The sequence below is a fragment of the Rhodoligotrophos sp. CJ14 genome, assembly GCF_038811545.1.
Taxonomy (GTDB): domain Bacteria; phylum Pseudomonadota; class Alphaproteobacteria; order Rhizobiales; family Im1; genus Rhodoligotrophos; species Rhodoligotrophos ferricapiens.
In genome coordinates this window covers 4,543,996-4,565,883 of the sequence record NZ_CP133319.1, presented here as the reverse complement: position 1 = coordinate 4,565,883, position 21,888 = coordinate 4,543,996, and the positions used below count along the sequence as shown (strand labels likewise).

Annotated in this window: 20 protein-coding genes; 7 read left to right on the top strand and 13 right to left on the bottom strand. The window is 61.0% G+C overall.

The window, feature by feature from the left end; translation table 11 throughout:
* Positions 1-7: 7 nt before the first annotated feature.
* Positions 8-772 (bottom strand): SDR family NAD(P)-dependent oxidoreductase, encoded by a 765-nt coding sequence (locus RCF49_RS21310; protein ID WP_342641791.1) that lies wholly within the window; start codon positions 770-772, stop codon positions 8-10.
* A gap of 175 nt (positions 773-947) precedes the next feature.
* Between RCF49_RS21310 and RCF49_RS21305 the strand changes: the two genes are divergently transcribed.
* Both RCF49_RS21305 and RCF49_RS21300 read left to right on the top strand, forming a co-directional pair.
* Positions 948-1,712 (top strand): enoyl-CoA hydratase-related protein, encoded by a 765-nt coding sequence (locus RCF49_RS21305; RefSeq protein WP_342641790.1) that lies wholly within the window; start codon positions 948-950, stop codon positions 1,710-1,712.
* Between the two features lie 251 nt (positions 1,713-1,963).
* Entirely contained in the window at positions 1,964-2,683 is a 720-nt protein-coding gene (locus tag RCF49_RS21300; RefSeq protein ID WP_342641789.1) for an alpha/beta fold hydrolase, read from the top strand.
* Positions 2,684-2,866: 183 nt separating this feature from the next.
* On the opposite strand, the gene RCF49_RS21295 is transcribed toward RCF49_RS21300, so the two are convergent.
* The gene (locus RCF49_RS21295; RefSeq protein ID WP_342641788.1) at positions 2,867-3,409 is read right to left on the bottom strand and encodes a hypothetical protein; all 543 of its coding nucleotides are present in this window, start codon (positions 3,407-3,409) and stop codon (positions 2,867-2,869) included.
* Positions 3,410-3,739: 330 nt separating this feature from the next.
* Between RCF49_RS21295 and RCF49_RS21290 the strand changes: the two genes are divergently transcribed.
* Both RCF49_RS21290 and RCF49_RS21285 read left to right on the top strand, forming a co-directional pair.
* On the top strand, positions 3,740-4,408 hold the full coding sequence (locus RCF49_RS21290) for a hypothetical protein (RefSeq protein WP_342641787.1): 669 nt from the start codon (positions 3,740-3,742) through the stop codon (positions 4,406-4,408).
* Between the two features lie 91 nt (positions 4,409-4,499).
* Positions 4,500-4,886 (top strand): DUF488 domain-containing protein, encoded by a 387-nt coding sequence (locus tag RCF49_RS21285; RefSeq protein ID WP_342641786.1) that lies wholly within the window; start codon positions 4,500-4,502, stop codon positions 4,884-4,886.
* Here RCF49_RS21285 and RCF49_RS21280 read toward each other — a convergent pair.
* Together RCF49_RS21280 and RCF49_RS21275 are read right to left on the bottom strand one after the other, a co-directional pair.
* Positions 4,879-7,191, bottom strand: a complete 2,313-nt coding sequence (locus RCF49_RS21280) for a putative bifunctional diguanylate cyclase/phosphodiesterase (RefSeq protein ID WP_342641785.1) — start codon at positions 7,189-7,191, stop codon at positions 4,879-4,881. The two genes, RCF49_RS21285 and RCF49_RS21280, sit on opposite strands and share 8 nt — an antisense overlap.
* Positions 7,192-7,419: 228 nt before the next feature.
* Positions 7,420-9,612, bottom strand: coding sequence for a cation:dicarboxylate symporter family transporter (locus RCF49_RS21275; RefSeq protein ID WP_342641784.1), 2,193 nt, complete (start codon positions 9,610-9,612; stop codon positions 7,420-7,422).
* A 389-nt stretch (positions 9,613-10,001) separates the two neighbouring features.
* Between RCF49_RS21275 and RCF49_RS21270 the strand changes: the two genes are divergently transcribed.
* Complete coding sequence (locus RCF49_RS21270) at positions 10,002-10,325, top strand: hypothetical protein (RefSeq protein WP_342641783.1); 324 nt, start codon at positions 10,002-10,004, stop codon at positions 10,323-10,325.
* A 139-nt stretch (positions 10,326-10,464) separates the two neighbouring features.
* Here RCF49_RS21270 and RCF49_RS21265 read toward each other — a convergent pair whose 3' ends face one another.
* The 3 genes from RCF49_RS21265 to RCF49_RS21255 all read right to left on the bottom strand — a co-directional run bounded on the left by RCF49_RS21265 (position 10,465) and on the right by RCF49_RS21255 (position 12,840).
* Positions 10,465-10,728 carry a hypothetical protein gene (locus RCF49_RS21265; protein ID WP_342641782.1) on the bottom strand — a complete coding sequence of 88 codons (264 nt, stop codon included), beginning with the start codon at positions 10,726-10,728 and terminating at the stop codon, positions 10,465-10,467.
* A 183-nt stretch (positions 10,729-10,911) separates the two neighbouring features.
* Positions 10,912-11,817 carry a DMT family transporter gene (locus RCF49_RS21260; RefSeq protein WP_342641781.1) on the bottom strand — a complete coding sequence of 302 codons (906 nt, stop codon included), beginning with the start codon at positions 11,815-11,817 and terminating at the stop codon, positions 10,912-10,914.
* Between the two features lie 84 nt (positions 11,818-11,901).
* Positions 11,902-12,840: an endonuclease/exonuclease/phosphatase family protein gene (locus RCF49_RS21255; RefSeq protein WP_342641780.1), complete on the bottom strand. Its 939-nt coding sequence runs from the start codon at positions 12,838-12,840 to the stop codon at positions 11,902-11,904.
* Positions 12,841-13,005: 165 nt separating this feature from the next.
* Here RCF49_RS21255 and RCF49_RS21250 point away from each other — a divergent pair, with 165 nt between their 5' ends.
* The gene (locus tag RCF49_RS21250) at positions 13,006-13,641 is read left to right on the top strand and encodes a peroxiredoxin (protein WP_342641779.1); all 636 of its coding nucleotides are present in this window, start codon (positions 13,006-13,008) and stop codon (positions 13,639-13,641) included.
* 89 nt (positions 13,642-13,730) lie between these two features.
* Entirely contained in the window at positions 13,731-15,713 is a 1,983-nt protein-coding gene (locus RCF49_RS21245; protein WP_342641778.1) for a hypothetical protein, read from the top strand.
* An 18-nt stretch (positions 15,714-15,731) separates the two neighbouring features.
* Here RCF49_RS21245 and RCF49_RS21240 read toward each other — a convergent pair whose 3' ends face one another.
* The 6 genes from RCF49_RS21240 to RCF49_RS21215 all read right to left on the bottom strand — a co-directional run bounded on the left by RCF49_RS21240 (position 15,732) and on the right by RCF49_RS21215 (position 21,723).
* Positions 15,732-16,394 carry a glutathione S-transferase family protein gene (locus tag RCF49_RS21240; protein WP_342641777.1) on the bottom strand — a complete coding sequence of 221 codons (663 nt, stop codon included), beginning with the start codon at positions 16,392-16,394 and terminating at the stop codon, positions 15,732-15,734.
* 99 nt (positions 16,395-16,493) lie between these two features.
* A complete protein-coding gene (locus RCF49_RS21235; protein WP_342641776.1) occupies positions 16,494-17,852 on the bottom strand; it encodes a peptidoglycan DD-metalloendopeptidase family protein in 1,359 nt (452 codons plus the stop codon).
* Positions 17,853-18,046: 194 nt separating this feature from the next.
* Positions 18,047-18,757, bottom strand: coding sequence for a protein-L-isoaspartate(D-aspartate) O-methyltransferase (locus tag RCF49_RS21230; RefSeq protein ID WP_342641775.1), 711 nt, complete (start codon positions 18,755-18,757; stop codon positions 18,047-18,049).
* Positions 18,758-18,951: 194 nt separating this feature from the next.
* On the bottom strand, positions 18,952-19,764 hold the full coding sequence (gene surE / locus RCF49_RS21225) for a 5'/3'-nucleotidase SurE (protein WP_342641774.1): 813 nt from the start codon (positions 19,762-19,764) through the stop codon (positions 18,952-18,954).
* Positions 19,757-21,061: a serine--tRNA ligase gene (gene serS / locus RCF49_RS21220; protein WP_342641773.1), complete on the bottom strand. Its 1,305-nt coding sequence runs from the start codon at positions 21,059-21,061 to the stop codon at positions 19,757-19,759. Before serS ends, surE begins: the two co-directional genes overlap by 8 nt.
* A gap of 119 nt (positions 21,062-21,180) precedes the next feature.
* Entirely contained in the window at positions 21,181-21,723 is a 543-nt protein-coding gene (locus tag RCF49_RS21215) for a glyoxalase superfamily protein (RefSeq protein ID WP_342641772.1), read from the bottom strand.
* Positions 21,724-21,888 lie beyond the last annotated feature (165 nt).

Genomic DNA, 21,888 nt, shown 5'->3' with positions numbered 1-21,888 from the left:
GTTTTGATCATCCGCCAATGAACTGACCGCCATCGATCTGCATGACCTTACCAGTCACATAGACCGCATCCTCGCTGAGCAGGAAGGCGATCATGTTTGCCACTTCCTTGGGCTGGCCGATCCGCCCGAGCGGGATCTCTCTCAAGACCTTGGCCGTGGTCTCCGGACCCCACTTCTCGAAGATCGGCCGGATGATATCGGTGTCTGTGATGCCGACGGAAACAACATTGGCGCGGATGTTGTGGCGGGCTTCTTCGCGGGCCGTCACGCGAATGAGGGCCTCGACCCCGGCCTTCGCTGCCGCTCCGCAACTGTTCCGGGGCGGAACCATCTGTGAGGCAATCGAGGACATGGCGATGATGGCCCCGCCTGTCTCGACCTTTCTTAGGCGGCGCACGGCATTGTGGATGACGTTGTAGGCCCCGTTGAGATCAACAGCGATACACTGGGCCCAGACTTCGGGACTGAGGTCGTTCACCAATCGGGTGGGTGCGGCCGTGCCCGCCGAATTGACCACCATATTGATGCCTGGCAGTTCGGAGAAAGCCGTCGCGAATGCATCGCTCACCTGGCCGGCATCCGCCACGTCGCATTGGATGGGGAATGCGCGCCCTCCCGTCTCGCGAATGGCGGAAGCGGTTTCCTCCGCCGCCGTCGCATCGCTGCGATAGAGGAATGCTACGTCAGCGCCTCGTCGCGCTAGCTCGATGGCCGTCGCGCGACCTATGCCGCGGCCGCCACCTGCGACCAGAGCAGCATTGCCGATCAGCACCGATCCCTCCCTGCTACGGTATTGGCTTTTTTGTAGCTCTCGTGACGCTACTTCCTTTGCTCGCGAGAGTGACGTTTCCGCCTTCGGCTGTCAACAAAATGAACAATGATCGACAGATCATTTTTTCCATCTAATATGTCGCCAGGGCAGCGTCGTCCCGCGTGGAGCATCGGCAATGACGGAATTGCAAGACATCCTATTTTCAGTGTCGGATCAGGTCGCCACCATCGCCATCAACCGGCCAAAGGTGCTCAATGCACTGACGGGTGACACGATACGAGAGCTCGAGGTCGCCATCGAAGAGGCTTCGAAGCGCAAGGATGTCGGCGTTGTGGTCTTAACGGGGGTCGGCGACCGTGCCTTCTGCGCTGGCGGTGACGTGAATTGGGAAGCAGCTGGCGGCCTCAAAGATCTCGATTTCCGGATCAACCGGATGCTTGCCGAATGCCCTAAGCCAACGATTGCTCGTGTGAATGGCTATGCGATAGCGGCGGGCAATCACATGGCCTATTTCTGTGACTTCACGATCGCATCGGAACACTCGATCTTCGGCCAGAACGGACCACGTATCGGCTCTCCGGCCGCTGGGCACATAGTTGCCCATCTGGCGAACATCATTGGCCACAAACGGGCACGCGAGATGTGGATGCTTGCGCGTAAGCACTCCGCGCAGCAGATGCTCGATTGGGGGCTCATCAACGCCGTCGTGCCAGCAGACAAGCTCGACGAAGAGGTTAAACGCTGGTGTGACGATCTCCTTGCCCTCAGCCCGACATGTCTGAAGATCCTCAAGGCCTCGTTCCGAAAGATCATGGACTGGACGGAGCTTGATGAGATCGTCAACTCGGTCGCACCGGACTATTTCGAAACCGGAGAACAACTCGAGGGAGCAACAGCATTCCTCGAAAAACGCCGTCCGGATTTTAGTCGCTGGCGCTGATACCCGGAGGCGAACGCTGTCTGGACCCTCCCTTCCGACCCAAAGGCCAATGCGGCAATAGCATGATCTGCCGGTCCATCCGCCAAGCTGGAGCTTGCCAATGCCGGTCGCGGCAGCATAATTCTGGGCTGATACTCCCAGTGGACAAAGGATGAGCCATTCTGCACCGCATCTGTCCGAGCTCACTTTGGACGTTAGCTCTTCTGGGGTTCTTGGCTGCCGCCATGAGTCCAGCCCGGGGAGAGCCACTCTTGCGGCAAAACGGTCTGATCATCACCGGCCAAGTGGACGGATCAACCGGACCGGTGGTCATCCTCATGTCAGGTCTCGACGAGCCCCATGAAAGCTGGCGGGCCGTCGCTCCAACAATAGCCCGTTGCGCAAGAGTGTTGCGGTATGATCGGCCCGGAACGGGCGGCAGCAAGCCGGTGCCAAAGGCGCCGGTTCTGGCGCAGAGGGTGGCCTCAGAGCTCATGGACATTCTGAGGGCGCTCACCTTGCCGCCACCATATGTCTTGGTGGCGCACTCAATCGCCGGCCTCTATGCCCAGGCCTTTGCGAAGGACTATCCGCAGGAGACCGCCGGGATGGTGCTGGTCGATGCGACAAGCCCCTTGGAGCCTCCGGGTGTGTTCATCTCGACGCAACCACCTCCAGAGGGCAGCACCGCAGCGATGGAGGAAGCAGGTGTTTCATCAAGCATCCTTGCCCTGAACACTCGCCGGGATTTTGCCGATATCCCACTGATCGTCCTTGCAGCAACCGATCACCAGGACACCCCTGATCGGGAGCGGCTCTGGCTCGATCTACAGCGCCGGACAGCGATGCTCTCGCCACGCGGCAAGCTGGTCATCGCCCAAGGCAGCGGCCATTTCATCCAGGCGGACAGACCAGAGCTGGTCATCGATGCCGTACTCGACCTGCTGACGATGACCGGTGCATCCGTATCCGGCTGCAGTACGCTTCAATAGACGCTTGCCCCGCTATGGAGCCAAGATGACACCCGTCCGCCCAGCCAGCATAAGCTGGTCATGAAAGCGGCAGAGCTGTGACCCAGCCAGCATCATCAAGTTCAAGCTGTGACGAGCTGGATGACCGGCAGTCAGGCAGGGCTCGTCGTGACGGCCACTGCGGTGTCGGTGAACCGGATGATGTCATTCAGCAGGTGAAGACATCGGCAGGGCGCCTTCATATCTGCCAGCGCGCCCGCCACAGTCCGAGTGGAGCTGGGCCAGCGAGAGGCCAAACCGTGCCGCAAATCGCTCATCAATGGGCTCGCCTATAGCCTGCACAGCCTGATTGAAGCGTCTGCGCCATTGGGCATAGGGCCCATATGTCTCGGAGTGGCTATCATCGGTGTTGACGATGTAGCCGCCAGATACGGGAAGCCCTGTCACGCCAAGCTGCGCCTCTGCGGCCGCTTCGTTCAGCCGATAATGCTCATGTAACCTCTGATAGGGATCACGGCGCAGAGGATCGGGCTCATTCGGCCTCAGCCAGAAGATCGCACTCGAGCCGCAGATCCGGTGAAAGGGCTCTGGAAATATGCGGGGGTGAGGCAGCGGGGCTGCGTACAAATTCCTGATATCCACGGCAAAACCCGCCTGGATAATGCCAACAGCATGGTCCAGCGTCATGGTGGCCCGGGTGACCTCCACCAGGCGCTGGTCCACCCAGTCATCGGCGTCGAGCACCATCAGGAAGCCGCCGCCTTGGCCGAGCACATGGCTGTTGATGGCAAAGGCTTTACGCCCCTGTCTCGATTATCCGGATGAATGGCTTCGGCGGGCATGAAGGGTCCTCATTCTTCATCGTGGCCACCAGAACGATACGCCGATCCCCCATCTTCAACCCCCGCTCGCCTGCTCGCATTGCCTTGTCCTGCTCTGGTCAATCGGGCAGCTGCTCTGGCCGATGCCGATGCGCGAACAACACTGGCGCGTGCACATGGTTTCATCGGCAAGGCGGCGTTTAGATCCTTGGGGGTAGCGTCGGGGGACAACAGCTTGGCTTTGAGGCATGACCCCATGACGAGAGTTCCCCAGTGCAGCCTGCCTTCCCTCGTGCTTGCGGCGAGCCTGCTGATCCTCACTGCGCCGGCCTTCAGCCTTCGCGCCCAAGCTCCGGCGACCGCTCTATGCACAAAGGCTTTCGTAGAGGTGACCCCTACTGCCCCGGCCTGCGGCTTCAGCTTGACCGAAGCGGGCAAGCTCCTCAAAGACAAGCGCCGGCTGGCTGATCCGCTCGCGGCTGGCTATGAGGAGGGCACGAGGGGCCGACGGGCCATTGCCGCGCGCAAGGTGGTGCTGTTTCCTCCCTCCCCGTCCGGGCGGTTCCGGATCCTACAGGCTTGCGATGGCCTGGGATCGGACGCGCTGTGCTGGTCGGTTTTCGCTGCGGATGGCAAGCGGCACATTCTGAAGAAGGCCTATGCTGGACATTATGGTCCATTGCACTGGCAAAGCTGGAGCGCGGATGAGACTCATGCGGTGCTCGCAAGCCGCTCGGAGGGCGCATCGTGGCTCCATGTGGTGGACATGACGAGCGGCAAGTCCCGGAGCTTTCCTGATGAGACGGCGCAAGTGAATTGGACGATCGAGCCCGAGACACTGCGCTGGACCGGGGCGCGCAGTTTCGTGGTGACCGCCAAGACATGCGCTGAATGTCCACGGGAGCAACAGGAGATCCGCTTTTAGAGCTAAGTTCTTAGATGGTCGCGAACCGGTATCCACTTCGCTCGAAAATGCTCTAAGCTCACCTCGCGCATAGTGAGCAAGAGTAGCAGCCATGCCCCTCCGTTTCGTTCGCCTGGGTACACCACGTCTTGCCGAGGAGGGCACGCGCATTGGCGCGGTGCGCCGGCTGCCCCGCGGCGTTCGCAAGGAACGTTACGCGGCCGATGACTGGTTCGATGTCTGGTATCCCGATCTTTCGCCAAGCGCTGATTTGGTCGAGCAGGCAAGGACGGCGCGAACGGATGAGGAGTGGGCCGCATTCGTGAAAGCATTCCGAGCGGAAATGAACGCGCCTACGGCCAAGCGAACGCTCGACCTGCTCGCCGCGCTCTCACACAATGCCAATTTCTCACTTGGCTGCTATTGCGAGAATGAGGCCCGCTGTCATCGTTCCGTCTTACGGGCGCTGCTCGTGGCGCGCGAAGCTGCGGTCAGCTGATCGCAGCCCGCCGTGGCTTTGGCGCTGCGGCACGTTGTGGTCCGGTCCGGGTCAAGCGGCCAGTCTGGATACTGCCCTTCTTTGATGAAAGCACGGCCGCCATCTCGGGAAAGGGCAAAGCCCGCGCAAAGAAGAAGCCCTGAAGCACGGTGCAACCGGCACGAGTGAGGAAGCGCTTCTGAGCTTCGGTTTCGACACCTTCGGCCGTCACGGTGAGATCCATCGCGCGGCCCAGATTGGCGATGGCGGTCACGATGGCGGGGCTGTCGGCCGCGTGCCCGAGATGCTGAACGAAGGAGCGATCAATCTTGATCTTGTCGAACTCGAAACGTCTGAGATAGCTCAGGCTCGAATAGCCGGTGCCGAAATCATCAAGCGCGATCCGGAACCCGGCATTGCGCAGTTTACGGAATGCGGTGCGGCAGAGTTCCTCGTCCTCCAGCAGCACGCTCTCGGTCACCTCGAGCTCGATACGCGTGGGATCTGCGTCGCAATCCTGTACGGTTTTGATTACCCGGTCGGCAAAGTCGTGCGCGCGAAACTGAAGGGGCGAGAGATTGACCCCGATGAACAGATCGGGCCAGCTGTGCGAGGCTGCGCAGGCCTGCCGCAGAACCCAGTCGCCAAGCTGACCAATGAGGCCGGATTCCTCTGCAATCGGTATGAATTGACTGGGCGGTATGAAGACGCCGGATGGGTGCCGCCAGCGCAGAAGGGCCTCGACGCCGATAATCCGCTGCTCGGCCGCCGAGATCTGAGGCTGGTAATGAACTTCGAGGCCATCGCCCGTGGCGAGCGCTGAACGCAACTCCTCTTCGATCGAGCCGCGCAGCTTCACCACCTCGTCCATCGCCTCGGTGAAGAAGCGGTAGGTGTCGCCCTCGTTCTTGGCCAGATAAAGCGCGATATCCGAGCGGCGCATGAGCTCGGTCCGATCGGTCGCGGCGTCGGGGGCGAGCGCCACACCGATGCTTGCCCCGATGAAAGTTTGCCGCCCGAGAACATGAAAGGGCTCGCCCAAGACCGCAATGATCCGCCGGCAGAGAGATTCCACATCTTCCCGCTTCCCAATGCCGAACTGGATCACAGCGAATTCATCGCCGCCGATGCGGGATACCACATCGGTCGACCTGATCAGGTGCGAGAGCCTGCGCGCCACCTCGCTGATCACACTATCCCCGACATGGTGGCCGAGTGTGTCGTTCACATTCTTGAAGCGGTTGAGATCGATGGTGATCAACGCCAGCTTCTTGCCGCGACGGGTGAGCGCGAGCGCCTGATCCAAACGATCATTAAACAGGGCGCGATTGGGGAGGCCGGTCAGGGTGTCGTGAAAGGCCAGATGCTGTGCATGGGCCTCGCTCGCCTGCAGCTCGAGCACGGTCTTCTCAAGCTGCAGAGTCGAGCGACGCAGCGACCAGACAAGAATACCGGTCAGGCCCACGATGAGGAACAGCGCAAGTGCAGTTGCAGGTCCCAACGTGCGTAAAATCTGGGTGCCGGGTAATTCGGGCCGCCAAATGAAATAGCCGATTGTGCCCGCCCCATCATCTTTGAGCGGTAGAACCTCTTCGCCGGGCGCGGGATTTGCGATGGGAGAATAGCGGAGATTGTCGATCAGATTTCTGCGCGAGAGCTGCTGAATGAGTTCCTTGTCGATGAGACGAATGCTGAGCAACAAGAATTCCCCGCTTTGGGTTGAACGCACCGCATTCGTCTGCGGCATGATCTTCATGGCGCCCACGACAGCCGGGCGACCGAACATGTTGACCAGATGGGCGTGATACCGGGTTCGTTCCGGGTTCAAGACGGCAACGGGGCGCGCTCTGTGCCCGTGGTCCATCCGATGGACGTTAATCAGCTGCTCCACGATCGGGGTGACCACCGGCGCAACAGGCTCGTAGGCAGACGTCCTTTGCCGGGTGCCATCGACCATCGCATAGAGCGGCTGGCCCTGAGGATCGAGAACATAGACCCGGTCGTGGAGAAAGGTGCGGTTCAGCCATAGTCCAATGTTGTGGTCGATCCATTGCAGATCGAGAGTTCGTTCCTCAAACCGTCGCGCCGCTTCATCGGACACGGCGACGATCTCCTGCTGCCGGACAAACTGCTGAATCATCGCCTCTATGGCATGTTGGGTCGTGCGAATCTGCCGCTCGACGGAAAGCCGATCGCTCTGGTGGACCGCCCAGAACAGTCCAACAGTCGCAAGGGTGATGCCCAGCATCATCATAATCGCGACAGGCGCCACCACCCTGGTCGAGAACCGCCAAGTCGCGCGACTTGAGGGAGGTAGAAACCGCACCCCGATGCTCCAGCCCATGCCCGCCAACAATCACGGCGCCGTCGTGCGATCCGAAGCGGTCGCCACAGACATGCCTAAGGGCGGGCCCATTGTGATTCCCCGTCCTGCCGCGACTCATACCCGCGCACGGCAGCGGCCTAGTGAACCGCGAGTTAACAGAGATGTCACGAAGAAACCCGGCACCACGCCGGAAAAACGCGACAGGGTGCTGCCAAACTTCAAGCGGCTTCAGTGCTTGGCCCAGAGCGGGGCGATCACATTGTCAAGCAAGTTCCAGCGGCGGCTTGGATCAGGCCGCGCTTGCCCCCGCAGCCAATAGGCCATTTCGCGGTCCCTGGTGCCTTCGGCGGTCTCGAGCGCCATCCAGAGATCCACGTAGCGGGCGAGGTCATGTGAGCCTTTGGGCATCAGGTAGGAAAAGGGCAACGGCGCCCCAATATTCTCGGGGACGACCGCGGTGTACCCGGTGCGGGCAGCCGTCCAGGAGGCCGCCTGCTCTGCAGTCCATAATGCCCCATCAAGAACAGTATCGTCGGGCAGCTCGTCATAGGAGGTCAGCAGGGTGATCTCCGCCTGTGGAAAAAGGCTGTGAACGAGCGGCTCGAGGACCGGGTCGCGAAACACCGCGAGCTTCAAGCCCTTGCGCGCGGCAATTGCATCATAGTCTCGGAACAGCGGGGTCTTCTCCGACGGCACGATCAGCGCGATGGGGCTCGTCAGGTAGAATGCCGAGACGTCCAGGTTGCGCAGGCGGTCCGCCGTCGCATAAGCACCTGCCATGATGATGTCATAACGGCCTCCGGCGAGGTCCGCCTCGAGGGATGACCAATCCACCGGAACGAGCTCGATTGCCACATGCAGATCTCTCGCCAGCCGATAGGCGGCTGCCACGTCATAGCCGACGAGGTCGCCTCGCGCATTGAAATAGCTGAATGGCATGATGTTGACGCCATAGCCAACCCGCATGAAGCCGCGGGCGCGAATCGCATCGAGGCTCCCTGCCCCGGCAAGCGTTGTCAGCCCCTGCGGCCGTGCTCTCAGGATGGTCGCCTCAACGCCTTGCACCGTGTCGGAACTCAAACTGCGAGCCAAGACGGCCGCATCGCTGGGTGGCGGAAACAGGGAAGATTGCAGGATGCGCCCGCCAATCGCTATGCCTCCGAACAGAATGGCTGCGGCAAGCAGGCCCGGCAAGATCGGCTGCAGCCTGAAGCGGGTCCGGCCGAAATAGATCATCGGCACCACCAGGGTCACGCAGGCAAAGCCCATGACCGAGACAGCCACCTGACCATAGCGGGTGACCGTCATGGTCTCCACGTAGAGATCGGTCGATCCGGCCGGCAGGTTCAGCCACTGGGACAGGAAGGCCGCCGCCTCCACCGATGCGCTCGGCGAGCCGATGCCCGCAAGCAGGGTCATCGGCGGCAGCAGCACCAGATGGCTGAAATCGAGCGCTATGCGAAAATGGTAGCTGAGATAGATGACGAACAGGGCGATGAAATAGTTGCCGAGCTGGCATAGCACGTAGCTGATCGACAGGGTTGCGCGAATGACATCCTTAGCTTCATCACCCTCTATGCCCTGGGTGGCGAGCAAGCGTTCCGCCGCGCGTTGGATTTGCGGAAGGGCCGCGGCGGATAGGGTCGTCACCAGGGCCAGGGTGATGGCCGGCCGCAGCTCCTCGATCATCTCGCGATAGCTCAGGGGAACAAGCCGGCGCAGCACGATGGGAAGGACCAGGAAGGCAAGCCCGAAACTGCCGAGCAGAAACAAGCCCATGTAAGAGAGGAGCGAGCCTGCAACCTGTGGGTTGACTGTCCCTGCGGTGCTCGCAAAGAGCGCGAAAACACCGATGGGCGCGAAATAGACCACCCACATCCAAATGGTGACGCTCGCCTTGCGCAGAACCTCCATGGTTTCGAGAAAGGCGGCCTTCTGCGGCACGGCCTGTATGGCGATGCCGAACAGGATCGAGAAGATCACGATCGCCGGAATGAAATCGTTCTGCAGAGCCTGGATCAGATTGGCTGGAATGAGCAGATCGATCAGGCTCGTGGAAAGGTTCGATGTCTCGGGGGTGACGAGGCTCGGCAAGGGCGGACGGGGCACCACGGAGCCCAGCAGCAGAATTGTCGCGAAGGTCAGGGCCCAGAACAGGAGATAGGCGGGCCAGCTCGCCTTCAGAAGCCTCGGCGCCCTGTCGCGCGCAAGACCGCCCAGGCCCACCAGAAGCGAACAGATCAGATAGGGGAAAACCGAGATCTCCAGCATTTTCGAATAGGCAATGCCGAGCGGTTGCAGAACCGCTGCCCGGTTGCCCACGGCAATGCCGCATACAAGGCCCAGGACCGCGCTCAGAAGGATCCAGGTTGCGAGATTTGAGGATTGCGCCGAACCGGCAGATTTCGCTTCGGTGACCACGGTCGCCCCTCTTTCCTGCCGCGGTGGCTGGCCTACAGGATGAACACCGACCACTGGGTTTCATCAGCAGGCAGCGTTTGGCGCATTCCTGTTCAAGCGGACATTAGAAAACCCGCCGTGGCCAAGTCAAAGCCAATCCGATCTCTACCTTTCTGTAAGGAAACTGATTTAAGTTGGCGGGGAATGAGGCCGCGCTGACCAAAATGCCTCGACGTTACGTTGCACAGTTGCCGCAAGACTCCACAAGAAATGAACCGCCCATGAAATTCATATGGAGCGCCACTGCCGCTGTGCTTATATGAGATGGGAACGGCGGCGCGACCGGGTCCGTTAGAGGAATATGGGACGGCATGGATTATCGCAGTTGCATGTCGCGCAAGGAGATCAGCATGATATCTAGGAGGCAATGTTCACGTCTGGCGATCGCGCTGATCTTGGCATCGGTTTCACTCACGGCCGGTCACGCGGTCACCGGGCACGCAGGCCCGAGCCACGCAGCCGAGCAGTTCATCCCGCAAGGCTTCGTCTATGGCCCCGGACGCGATGAGCTACCGCCGCTGAACAGCGAACAGGATCGCATCGACGCCATGGCCGCGGTGCGCGAGACGGAGATCTACAAGTCCCAGTATCGCGAGCGGTATCTCATTCAAAACATGAACAGGATGCTCGATCACGACTTCAATACGCCGAACGCGCTGAATTCCGCGTGGTAATGGCCGGGTGAAGGCCCGAGATCATTTCGATCGAGATCAGGGGGAGATGCAAGTCTCTCCCTTTTATTTGGCTAAAAGCTTTTCGAGCTCAGATGTGATCTGCGTCTCTCCGCACAGGCGCGGAGCAGCGCCTGTGGCGTCAGTGGCGATCGAGCCATTCCCGCAGCCGACGATGAGCCTCGGCGAGATCGGCGGGGGCCATCTCCTTCGCAAGCCGGAGCCGGTGCATGCGGGCCTCTCCGCTTCCCTTGAGCGCTGCGAGGCTCATCCATTTATGCGCGTTGATGAGATCACGAGGCCGCCCCTGCTCGGCCATCAGCCCGAGCTTCAGCAGCAGTCGGCTTGAATGCTGCCGCGCATTCGCGGGCTGATCATTCGACACGACCAGGGTCAAATCCGCCATTTGCACCCACTCTCCACGCAACGAGACATACGAGACGTCACGAACCAAACCGCCATCGGGCATTCTCCGGCGGAAAAGCGCAGAAGATACTGTTCAGCCGGAAACAGCATCTTGCCTGGCTATGGAGAATGCCGGGTTAAGCAACGTGGTTAATGGAAACTGAAAGCCGCCTCTCTCGCTTAGTCAGCCCTCCTGCTCCTGAAGCCTTCGCCGGGGCGGCACGGTGCAGATATAGACGCCTGCTAGGATGATGCCGAGACCCGCCAGCTGAAAGCCGTGGAGATCCTCGCCGAGAAAGATCACGGCGAGGATGGTGCCGTAAGCCGGCATCAGCGGGTACATATAGCTCGCCATATTCGGGCTCAGACCCTTGATCCCCTCGCTCCAAAAGAAGAACGCGCCGATCGAGGGAAAGACAGCAATGAAGAGAATGGCGCCGATGATGCCGGGCTCGATGGCCGGCAATGCCTTCGGGTTAAACAGGATATCGATGGGATAGACCATAGCGCACATGAGGGCACACATGGCCGCCGTGACCGTCAGGAGCCCCAAGCCATCGAGCCGTGTGGGCCAGCTCTTCAGCATGACGGAGTAGAGTGCCCAGAACGGCATGGCGATGAGGATCAACAGGTCGCCAAAGCCGAACTCGAGATGAAACAGGAAAGCCGGGTCGCCATGGCTCACCACCACCAGCACGCCGATGACTGAAATGATCATGCCGATGGTCTGCCGGCGCGACATGCGATCGCCCAGCAGAAGCCAGCTGCCGAGAATGATGAAGAAGCTGAGGCTCGAATTCAGCACCACGGCGTTGATGGCGCTGGTGTGGTTGAGGCCCCAGAACACGAGAAAGGAAAAGCATACGCCGCCCACAAGGGAGGTGAGCAGCAAATGCCGCGCCTCACGGCGCACAATGGGCCATTGCCGGATCACGGCGGGAATGCCGATCGGCAACAGGATGATTAGGGCGACAAACCAACGCCAGAAATTCAGGCCAACCGGCGAGATTGCATCATGCACCCCGCGACCGACCACCCAGTTGCCTGCCCAGAAAAGCGGGGCAAGCGCCAAAAAAACGTAATACCGCATGAATCACGCTGAGATTGCCACGAGGGCCAGAAGGGCAAAGAGTGAACCGCAACGCATTCGCGGGCAAGCCCTCAAAAGGTGTTCTCACCGCGCAGCTTGGGCCGCCGGTGGAGAGATAGCGAATGTCGCAAGTATGGGCAGATGATCTGAGCCAGCCGGAGCGATCGGCCGCGGCTCTCCGAGCGGACGCACCTCCCGCGAGATGAACATGTGGTCTATTGCAAGCTGGGGCAACGCCACGGGCATGGCGGGCCAAGTCGGCCAGTACTGGAGGCCCGTCAGACCAGAGTCCTGCTGCAAACTCCTGAACATTTCCGAATAGGGGGTCGCGTTGAAGTCACCGGCCACGATCAAAGGGCCATTCTGGTGGTTCAGAAGGTCGGCAAGGGACGAGACCTGCCGCGCCTGGTGATAGATCCAGGGCGCGCGCAGCGTATGCACGCTTATCACCGTCGCATAGCCAAGCTGCGAGCCGAAACGGCCGATCAGCACTGGCAGGTTTTCGCCCAGGGTCACCACCTCAGCTTTCTCGATGGGATGTTTCGCGAGCATAACCATGCTGCAGTCGGCGGGTTTCCCACAGCCGAAGGAAAATGGATAGAGATCACGGAGGCGCTCGATCAGCGCTTTCTTCTCGCGGAAGAACTCTTGTAGCACCACGACGTCCGCGCTCTCGCGGCGCACAGCCGCCTCCACCGCCGTAATGTCATCGTTCTGAACCCAGCTGTTAAAGGATAGGAGTGTCAGCTGGCGCTCCTCGGGACGCAAAGGCTCAGGGGACGGGGAGAGTTTTGCGGCTGCCATCCAGGACAGGCCGATCCCGAGATATAGGCAGACGCAGCCTGCCACGGTCACCGGGAACCAGAGGCGACCGGTCATGATGGCGAAGGCGAAGATCAGCGCCATGCCAACGGCATGGAGTCTGACGTGGGACAGAACGTCCAATGGCAGCCACCACTGGCCGAAAAAGCCGGCAATAAGCACTGCAAGGCTGATCAGCAGGCCGAGTACGGGCAGTGCCACAGAGATGACTGATCGCATCATAAAACCGACATGGACCTGGAATTGATTGGATCATCGCACCTTATATGTTGCAGTGCGGCTAAAATAAGAGTTCTTTCTATCGCACTTTTGTTCTGATAAAAGAACCAGGGGAAACAGAGCCGTCAGAGCCAAAGGGAGACGAACATGACCCTACAGCTTGGAGATACCGCGCCGGATTTCACGGCCGAGACGACCGAGGGAACGATCCGATTTCATGAATGGCTCGGGGATAAATGGGGCGTGCTGTTCTCGCACCCTCGGAATTTTACACCGGTCTGCACAACTGAGCTCGGCTATACCGCGAAGCTCAAACCTGAGTTCGACAAACGCAATGTGAAGGTGATCGGTATTTCCGTCGACCCGCTAGATGCCCACGATAAATGGGCTGCGGATATTCAGGAGACGCAAGGCTATGCCTTGAACTTCCCGCTCATTGCGGACCCGGATCGGAAGGTTGCCGATCTCTATGGGATGATCCATCCCAATGCGAGCGACACAATGACGGTGCGTTCCGTGTTCGTCATCGGGCCGGACAAGAAGATCAAGCTGACCTTGACTTATCCCGCATCTACGGGACGCAATTTCGATGAGATCCTGCGGGTGATCGACAGCCTGCAGCTCACCGCCAAGCACCAGGTCGCCACCCCGGTGAACTGGAAGCAAGGTGAGGATGTGATCATCGTGCCGTCGGTCAGCGATGAAGAGGCGAAGGTCAAGTTCCCGCAAGGCTGGAGGCCGCTGAAGCCTTATCTGCGGCTGGTCGAGCAGCCCAAGTCTTAGCGACCGTATACCCATAGTGGGCGAAAGAGGCGCAGCAATCGGCGCCTTTTTCTCTGTTGGGCCAGCTTGTCTCAAGGTTAACTGCCCGCATGAGACATAATTCCCGCCTCCTGATTCTTCTCGGCGCGCTGGCCACTTTTCTCTGTGCAATACAGCCAGGCTCAGCCCAGATGGCCGAGCCGCAATTTCCGCTGGATGCACTCACCTATCAGGAGATCGGCCGCGCCGTCAGTGTTCTGAAGCAAGCCGGTCTTGCGGATGACGACACGCTGTTCCCCACCATCACCCTGAAGGAGCCGCCCAAGGCAAATGTCCTGGCCTGGTCGCCCGGCAAGCCGTTCCCACGGAATGCGCTGGTGATCATGCGCCGTGATGGGGAGACGAGAGAGGCGATTGTCGACCTTGCCGGAAACCGCGTCGCCTCCCATCGCGACCTCCCCGGCGCACAGCCATCTCTCATGCAGGATGAGTGGGCGCGCGTGGCCGATGTTGTGACGGGAGATTCGCGCTGGCGCGCCGCCATGCAGAATGCCGGGATCACCGATCTGTCGGATGTGAGCTGCACGCCGATGCCGCCGGGGGTGTTTCCCAGTGAGGCCTTCGGCACGCGGCGCATCCTGAGGGTGACCTGCTATGATGACAAGCATCGGCTCTCGCCCTATTCGAGCCGTTCGATCGAAGGCATTCTCGCCATCGTGGATGCGGAGACCGGCGAGGTCATCGATGTGAAGGTCGAGCCGCCGGTCATCGCACCTGCGCCGGTAAAGCCATTGGCTGCACCCGGTCCTCTGCCCGCTCAGAAACCGGTCATCAATGCATCGCCCCAAGGGACCAATATCGAGATCACCGGCACATGGCAGGTGAAATGGCAGAACTGGTCTTTCCACCTTCGTCCCGACCGGCGCCAGGGGCTTGTGGTCTCGCTGGCGCGTTTCAAGGATGGCGATCGGGAGCGGCTGGTCGCGTATCAGATGGCCCTGGCGGAGCTCTTCGTGCCCTATATGGATCCGGCACTTGGATGGAATACCCGCAATTATCTCGATGCGGGTGAGCTCGGGCTGGGCTATCTCGTCTCGTCGCTTGCGGAGGGGCGTGACTGCCCCGCACAGTCCTATTATCTCGACATGCTCATGCCGAGCGATCGCGGCGGCATGTTCAAGGCCGATCGCGCGTTGTGCATCTTCGAGCGGGCGACCGGGGATCCCGCCTGGCGGCATTATGCAGCTGAAACCGGCGAAACCATCGCCCGGCCGGACATCGAGCTGGTGGTGCGGACCATCCCGACCATCGGCAATTACGACTATATCATCGATTACATCTTCTCATCGCGCGGCAGCATCACGATCCGAGCGGGCGCAACCGGGATCGATGCGGTGAAGACGGTGCGATCGGACGCACTCACCGGACCCCATGCGGCTGAAGATACCCGCTATGGCGCGCTCGTTGCTCCCCAGACCGTTGCCCCCTATCACGACCATTATTTCGCGTTCCGGCTCGATCTCGATGTGGATGGGCCCCAGAACAGTTTCATCACCGAGCGCTTTGTTCCAGAAGCCCTACCGACGGACAACCCGCGCACGAGCCTTTGGCGGCTTAAGCCGGAGATCATTGCCAAGGAGGGCCCCGTTACCGGCAGCCATCACGGGGCGGGCGAGATCTGGCGGGTCATCAATCCCAATCAACGCACCGCCCTCGGCTATCATCCGGGATATGAGATCATGCCAGGACACGGCACCGCAACATCGCTGCTGGATCCGCAAGATCCGGCCCAGCGACGCGCCGCTTTTTCCAGCTCCACCCTATGGGTCACCCAAGCCAAGCCCGCCGAGCTCTATGCCGCCGGTGATTTTCCCTTGGTCAGCCTCGATGAGGGCGTGCCCAAATTCGCCGGGGATGCGGACTCCGTCGAAAATCAGGATCTCGTCTTCTGGTACACGATCGGCTTTCGCCACGTGACGAGACCCGAGGACTGGCCGATCCTGCCCACCATGTGGCACAGCTTCACCTTACGCCCCTATGGCTTCTTCGACAGCGATCCTTCGGCTGCCCTCAGCCCCGATGCTCAGCAATGAAGCGGCATGTGGCCCGCTTCAGCCGTGCTCTCGCTCAAGTGCTGCCCATTCCTCCTGGCAGGTGCCGAAGGGCACCATCACATGGGTGCGAAAGGCCGGATGCTCCTTCAGACGGGCAAAATAGACCTCAATGCGCGGCAGAAGCGGCCGGGTGATCGGCATGCGGAGATAGCGGGCGACGAAGACACCCACTGCGATATCACCAATGGTGAGCCTCGTTCCGGCAATATAGTCGCTCCGGCTCAGCGCCTCCTCGATGATGCGGAACTGGCTTGAGAGCTTGTCGAGCGCCGCGGAGAAGTCTTCCGGCGGAGGTGCATTGCGCGGCGCACGGACCGTTGCCATGAAGACCGGCGTCATGGCGGGGGACAAGGTCGTCGCGGTCCAGTCCATCCAGCGGTCCGAGCGGCCACAGGCCAGCGGATCCTCCGGCCAAAGGCCGCCCGCATCGTACTTGGCCGCGAGATAACGCACGATCGCGTTGGATTCCCACAGAACCGTGTCACCATCAAGGATGGTGGGCACGAGTCCATTCGGGTTCATTGCTCTATAGGCTGGGTCAGCGGTTCCGCCGAAGCTGCCACCGACGGGCGTGCGTTCATAGGCGAGCCCGAGCTCGCCGAGGGTCCACATCACCTTCTGCACATTGATGGAATTGGCGCGGCCCCAAACCTTGAGCATGAATTCCTCCCGAGCAAGCGCGATCGCTAAAAAAACAATCGGCCGGACTGTTATATCCGACCGATTGCAATAGGACAGTTACTGTATGCCAGGCGATGCTCAGTCGCCCGCCACATAGGTCGAGCCCAAGTGGCTCATGGGATCGACGGCTTGAGCACCTTTACGGATCTCGAAATGGACCTGCGGGCTCGAGACGGAGCCGGTGGCACCGGCCTTGGCGATCACATCACCGCGCTTGATCTGATCACCACGTTTGACCAGAAGTTCCTTATTGTGAGCGTAAGCGGTCACCCAGCCACCCTCATGGCGGATGAGCACGAGGTTGCCATAGCCTTTCAGCTCGCTGCCGGCATAGGCAACCACGCCATTCTCCGCAGCTCGCACGCTGGTGCCCTCGGGAACGGCAATGTTAATGCCGTCATTCCGCGCGCCATTGGGCATGTCGCCATATTTGGAGATGACGCGCCCTTTCACCGGCCAGCGGAAGTTGTTGGCCGCACTGGCGGGCGGCGGGGCGGCGGGCGCCGCGGCCGCTTTGGATGTCTGCGGAGCGGTGCTGCTCGCCCCCATGTCGGCGCTCGTCGATGCGCCCTTTGCCGGGATCTGACCAAGGGTGCTCGGCCCTGGCGCAGGCGTGGCGGATGCCGGTGGATTGGGATCGAGCGAGGCGACCTTGGTGCCCGTCGTTGCGGCAGCAGTCGAGGAGCCCGAGCCGGGGATACGAACGCTCTCGCCCACCTTCAGCTGATAATCCATGGAATAGCCATTGAGGCTCGCGATGGTAGCCGGCGATACATTGTAGGCGCGGCCGAGGCTGTAAAGGGTCTCGCCGGGCTTCACCACATGGCTGCCGGAGGCCGATGCGGTCGCCGCCGCGGCCACAGCCGGGGCTGAGCGAATTCCGGTCGCACCACCACCATAGGTCGAGGCCGAGGATGTATTTCCGCTTGGCAGGCGCAGCACCTGGCCAGGCTTGACGGCATAAGGTGGGGTGAGCCCATTCACGGCGACCAGCTGGTTGACCGAGACACCATTCTCACGCGCAACTGCATAGAGGGTCTGGCCCGGCCGCACGGTCACTTGTGCACCGCCGGTTGCTGGCGCGCTATAGCTTGCCTGCTGAACGGGGGCTGAGGCCGGGGCGGAGGCATAGCCGCCGGTGCTGCCGGTATAGGCTGTATTCGCCGGGCGATAGGCGCCAGTCTGATAGGCCCCGGTCGAATAGGCGCCGCCTCCGGCTGGAGGGATCTGGGATCTTTGGACACCATCCGAAGATGCCACGGCGGTCGGCGCTGTCGCCTGCGCCGCTCCATAGGAGCCCCCGGTGGACCCTGTCGTCGCTGGCCCGAAACGCGTCATGTCGGCGCTGCACGCGGCCGACAGACCGGCGAGCGCCACCGCGCCTGCAAACCGTGCAACGCGCTTTGCCCTCATCGGGCCCGTGGTGGAGCAACGCATCAAACTCAACTCCCGCAACTGAACCATTCGAACAAGATAGTGAACGGGTTAAGTTAAAAGACACTTAAGCCAAGCCCTAAAAAGGTACGGAAGCTCGCGGATGCTACACAGATCCAGGCCGGAAATATGACGGGTTTTCGACAGTTCCGGACGCCGCACGGATCGTCCAAGTGGTGGCGCCTCTGCCCTGAGCTTTACGCCTCGCGGGGCATGCCGGGCACGAGCGGCACGAAGCGGACTGGCAAAAGCGATTGGCGTTCGTAGCTCTCCTCGGTGCGCACGACCCGCTGGAGCTCCTGGCGGCCTGGTGAGGTTTCGATCGGCAGGATCATGGTGCCGCCAACCTTCAACTGCTCGAGCAAGGCAAGCGGCATGGTTGGGGCCGCGGCGGTGACAATGATGCGGTCGAACGGTGCCTGGCTGGGCCAGCCCTTCATGCCATCGCCAGTCACGGCGGTGATGTTGGTGAGCTTCAGCGCCTTGAAGCGATCCTCAGCGGCGCGCGTGAGGGCACGATAGCGCTCAATCGTATAGACGCGGCGGCTTATATGGGCCAGCACGGCCGTCTGGTAGCCCGAGCCCGTGCCAATCTCCAGAACCTTCATCCGGTCCGTCACATCGAGCCGATCGCTCATGAAGGCAACAATGAAGGGTTGCGAGATGGTCTGGCCGCAGGCGATGGGCAGCGACTGATCGGCATAGGCCTGATCGGCAAAGATCTCTTCAATGAACATCTCGCGCGGCACGCGCTCAATAGCGTCGAGCACCCGGATGCTACGTATCCCCTGGTTACGCAGATGCATGATCAGCTGGATCTTGCGGGTATCGGTTGCGTTGACCTTGCCGATTTGCGCGAGATGAGGCGGCGCGATCGTGGTCTGCTTGCCGCGCGGCGGTAATGCCATCTTAGAATCCTGCGTCGGACCCCGGAGCATGATCCGTTCTGCCGAAGCAGATCATGCTCTTCAATCTCTTTGTCTTGGCTCTGTGTCCTATCGCATTCCAACGGCCATCGGTGCTCCGCTGACCGAGCAATGCTCTAGTCTTTTGCTGCTCGCATTCTTCACGCGAACCGGTAACCACTTCGCTCGAAAATGCTCTAACGCTGCAGGACCTGTCGCAACGCCTCCATCGCCTCGAGCTGCGTCAGGTTGAGATGGAGCGGGGTTACGGAGATCGCATGGTCCATCACCGCGCGCAAATCAGTACCCTCTGCAGGATTGCTCATCTCGCGGCGAAAGCCCAGCCAGAAATATGGATTACCGCGCGCATCGATCCGCTCATCGACAAGGAGCAGGTTCTGGTCACGCTTGCCCTGGGTGGTCGCCTCCACGCCCGTGACCTTTTCGGGCGGGCAGTCGGGGAAGTTGATGTTGAGCAGCGTGCCCGGGCCGAGCTCCATCTGGTAGAGCTTCGCCACCACATCAGCCCCGTGCTCGCGCGCCGTTTCCCAATGGATGACGGGCGCTTCGCCCTTCTCGCGCTTCTGAAAGCCGAAGGACTGAGATAATGCAAAGGAGCGGATGCCGAGCGCCGTACCCTCCATGGCGGCAGCGATGGTTCCGGAATAGGTGACGTCATCGGCGAGGTTCTGGCCGCGATTGACACCGGAAAGGATCAGATCCGGCGGCTCGGGCATGACCTTCTTGACTGCCATCACCACGGAATCGGTGGGCGTCCCCTTCACTGCAAAGCGCCGCTCATTGTATTCGCGCAGCCGCAACGGATCAGCGAGGGTGAGCGAGTGCGAGGCACCGCTCTCTTCCCACTGAGGTGCCACCACCCAGACGTCGTCCGACAGAGCCCGGGCGATTTCCTCGAGCACCGCAAGGCCCGGCCCGTAGATGCCGTCGTCATTGGTGACCAAGATGCGGACAGGCCGACCATCCGGTGTCTTAAGCTTGCTAACCATGGGCGGGAATAACCTCCAAACCGCCCATATAGGGCCGGAGGGCTTCGGGGATCACCACTGACCCGTCAGCCTCTTGGTAATTCTCAAGAATGGCGACCATGGTGCGGCCAACCGCGAGACCCGAGCCGTTCAGCGTGTGCACATAGGCCGGCTTGCCGCCCTTGGGGCGGTAGCGTGCCTCCATGCGTCGGGCCTGGAAGTCGCCGCAGACGGAGCACGAGGAAATCTCGCGATAGGCATGCTGGCCCGGCAACCACACTTCGATGTCGAAGGTCAGCCGGGAGGCAAAGCCCATATCCCCGCCGCACAAGGTCATTACGCGGTAAGGTAATCCAAGACGCTGCAGCACCGTCTCGGCGCAGCCCAGCATGCGGTCAAGCTCGGCGCGCGACTGCTCGGGCGTGGTGATCGACACCATCTCGACCTTGGAAAACTGATGCTGGCGGATCATGCCGCGTGTGTCGCGACCGGCAGCACCCGCCTCGGCGCGAAAGCAGGGGGTGAAGGCCGTGAAGCGCAGCGGCAGCTCTTGTTCATCGAGGATCATCTCACGGATCAGATTGGTCAGCGGCACCTCGGCGGTGGGCACCAGCCAGGCGAAACGCCCCTCATCAACCGCGGTGCCGGCATAGACCGAGAACTGATCCTCCTCGAATTTCGGTAGCTGGGCCGTGCCGAACATCGCGTGGTCGCGCACCAAAAGCGGCGGCGACACCTCGGTATAGCCGTGCTCATTCGTGTGGAGGTCGAGCATGAACTGAGCGATGGCGCGCTCGAGCCTTGCCAGAGCCCCTTTCAAGACGACGAAACGCGAGCCGGACAGCTTGGCTGCCGTCTCGAAATCCATAAGCTTGAGACTCTCGCCAAGGTCGAAATGCTGCTTAGGCGCAAAGTTGAACTGGCGCTTATTGCCGAAGCGCCGCAGCTCGACATTGCCATGCTCGTCCGCTCCCTCAGGCACCTCTTCGAGTGGCAGATTGGGGATCTCGGAGAGGGCTGCGCGCAACTCACCATCCAGCCGGCGCTCATCCTCCTCGCCCTGCTGAATGGCTGCCTTGAGGCTCGCAACCTCGGCCATGAGGCTCTGCGCGCGCGCCTCGTCCTTGGCGGCCTTTGCCTGGCCGATCTCCTTGGAGAGGGCATTGCGCCTGGTCTGCGCTTCCTGGGCTCGGGTGACTGCCTCGCGGCGTGCCTCATCGAGCGCGATCAGACGGTGCGATACCGGCTCGAGCCCACGCTTTTTCAGGCCTTGGTCGAAGGCTGCGGCGTTCTCGCGGATCCATCTGATGTCGAACATGGCGCCAATCGGGGATAAGCAGAGGCCCAAGCCTCACTAGGTTAGAGGTGGCTGTATACGCGCTCGCTCCGGATGCGGCAAGCCACCTGAACCTGGGCCTCAGCCCGGCTCGCCCGATGTCAGCGTTCAGCCTGCGACGGCTCGCAGAAGCGAATGCGATTGCTGAAGGGATCGATGACCTCCATCACCCGTCCCCAGGGAACGGTCTCCACGCCAGGCCGCATGTGACGATAGTTCTTGGCCACCAGCTCCCGCTGATAATCTGCCACGCCGCGCATGGTGACGAAGACAGTCGATCCTGGGCTCGCATCTCCATGATGGCCGCTCAGATGGAGGGTGAGCCCGGCACGCGAAACCTGCGCGTAGAGCGGGAGATTTTCGCCGAAACGATGCTCCCAATCGAGCGTGAAGCCAAGAAAGTCGAGGTAGAATTCACGTGCCCTCTGCTCATCGAAGATGCGCAGAATAGGCGCCGTACGCTCGAAACGGGGACCGTCATTGTCGGCGTGTGCGATCTTCGCCGCGAGCACGTTCCAGTCGGGCACGCCAAATTGTTTGGCGACCAGTTCCAAGGCGTTCGCATGGGACAGCATAAGACCGTGCTGCTCAAGGCTGCTTCGAAGCGCCTTGGCCATCAGTTTGGCATCGCGAAAGGTGCGCATGTCGCAATCCTCACAACCCGGCGATATCACGTCAGGGCTCGCATTGCTGACATTCGCCGGCCTTGAAGGATCGGACGATGACCACTCTCACGATACATTCACCAAAAGCCATATCGGCTTCGCGAGCGGCAGGCTGTATCGGCCTTGCCGGCAAAAGTAGCGCGC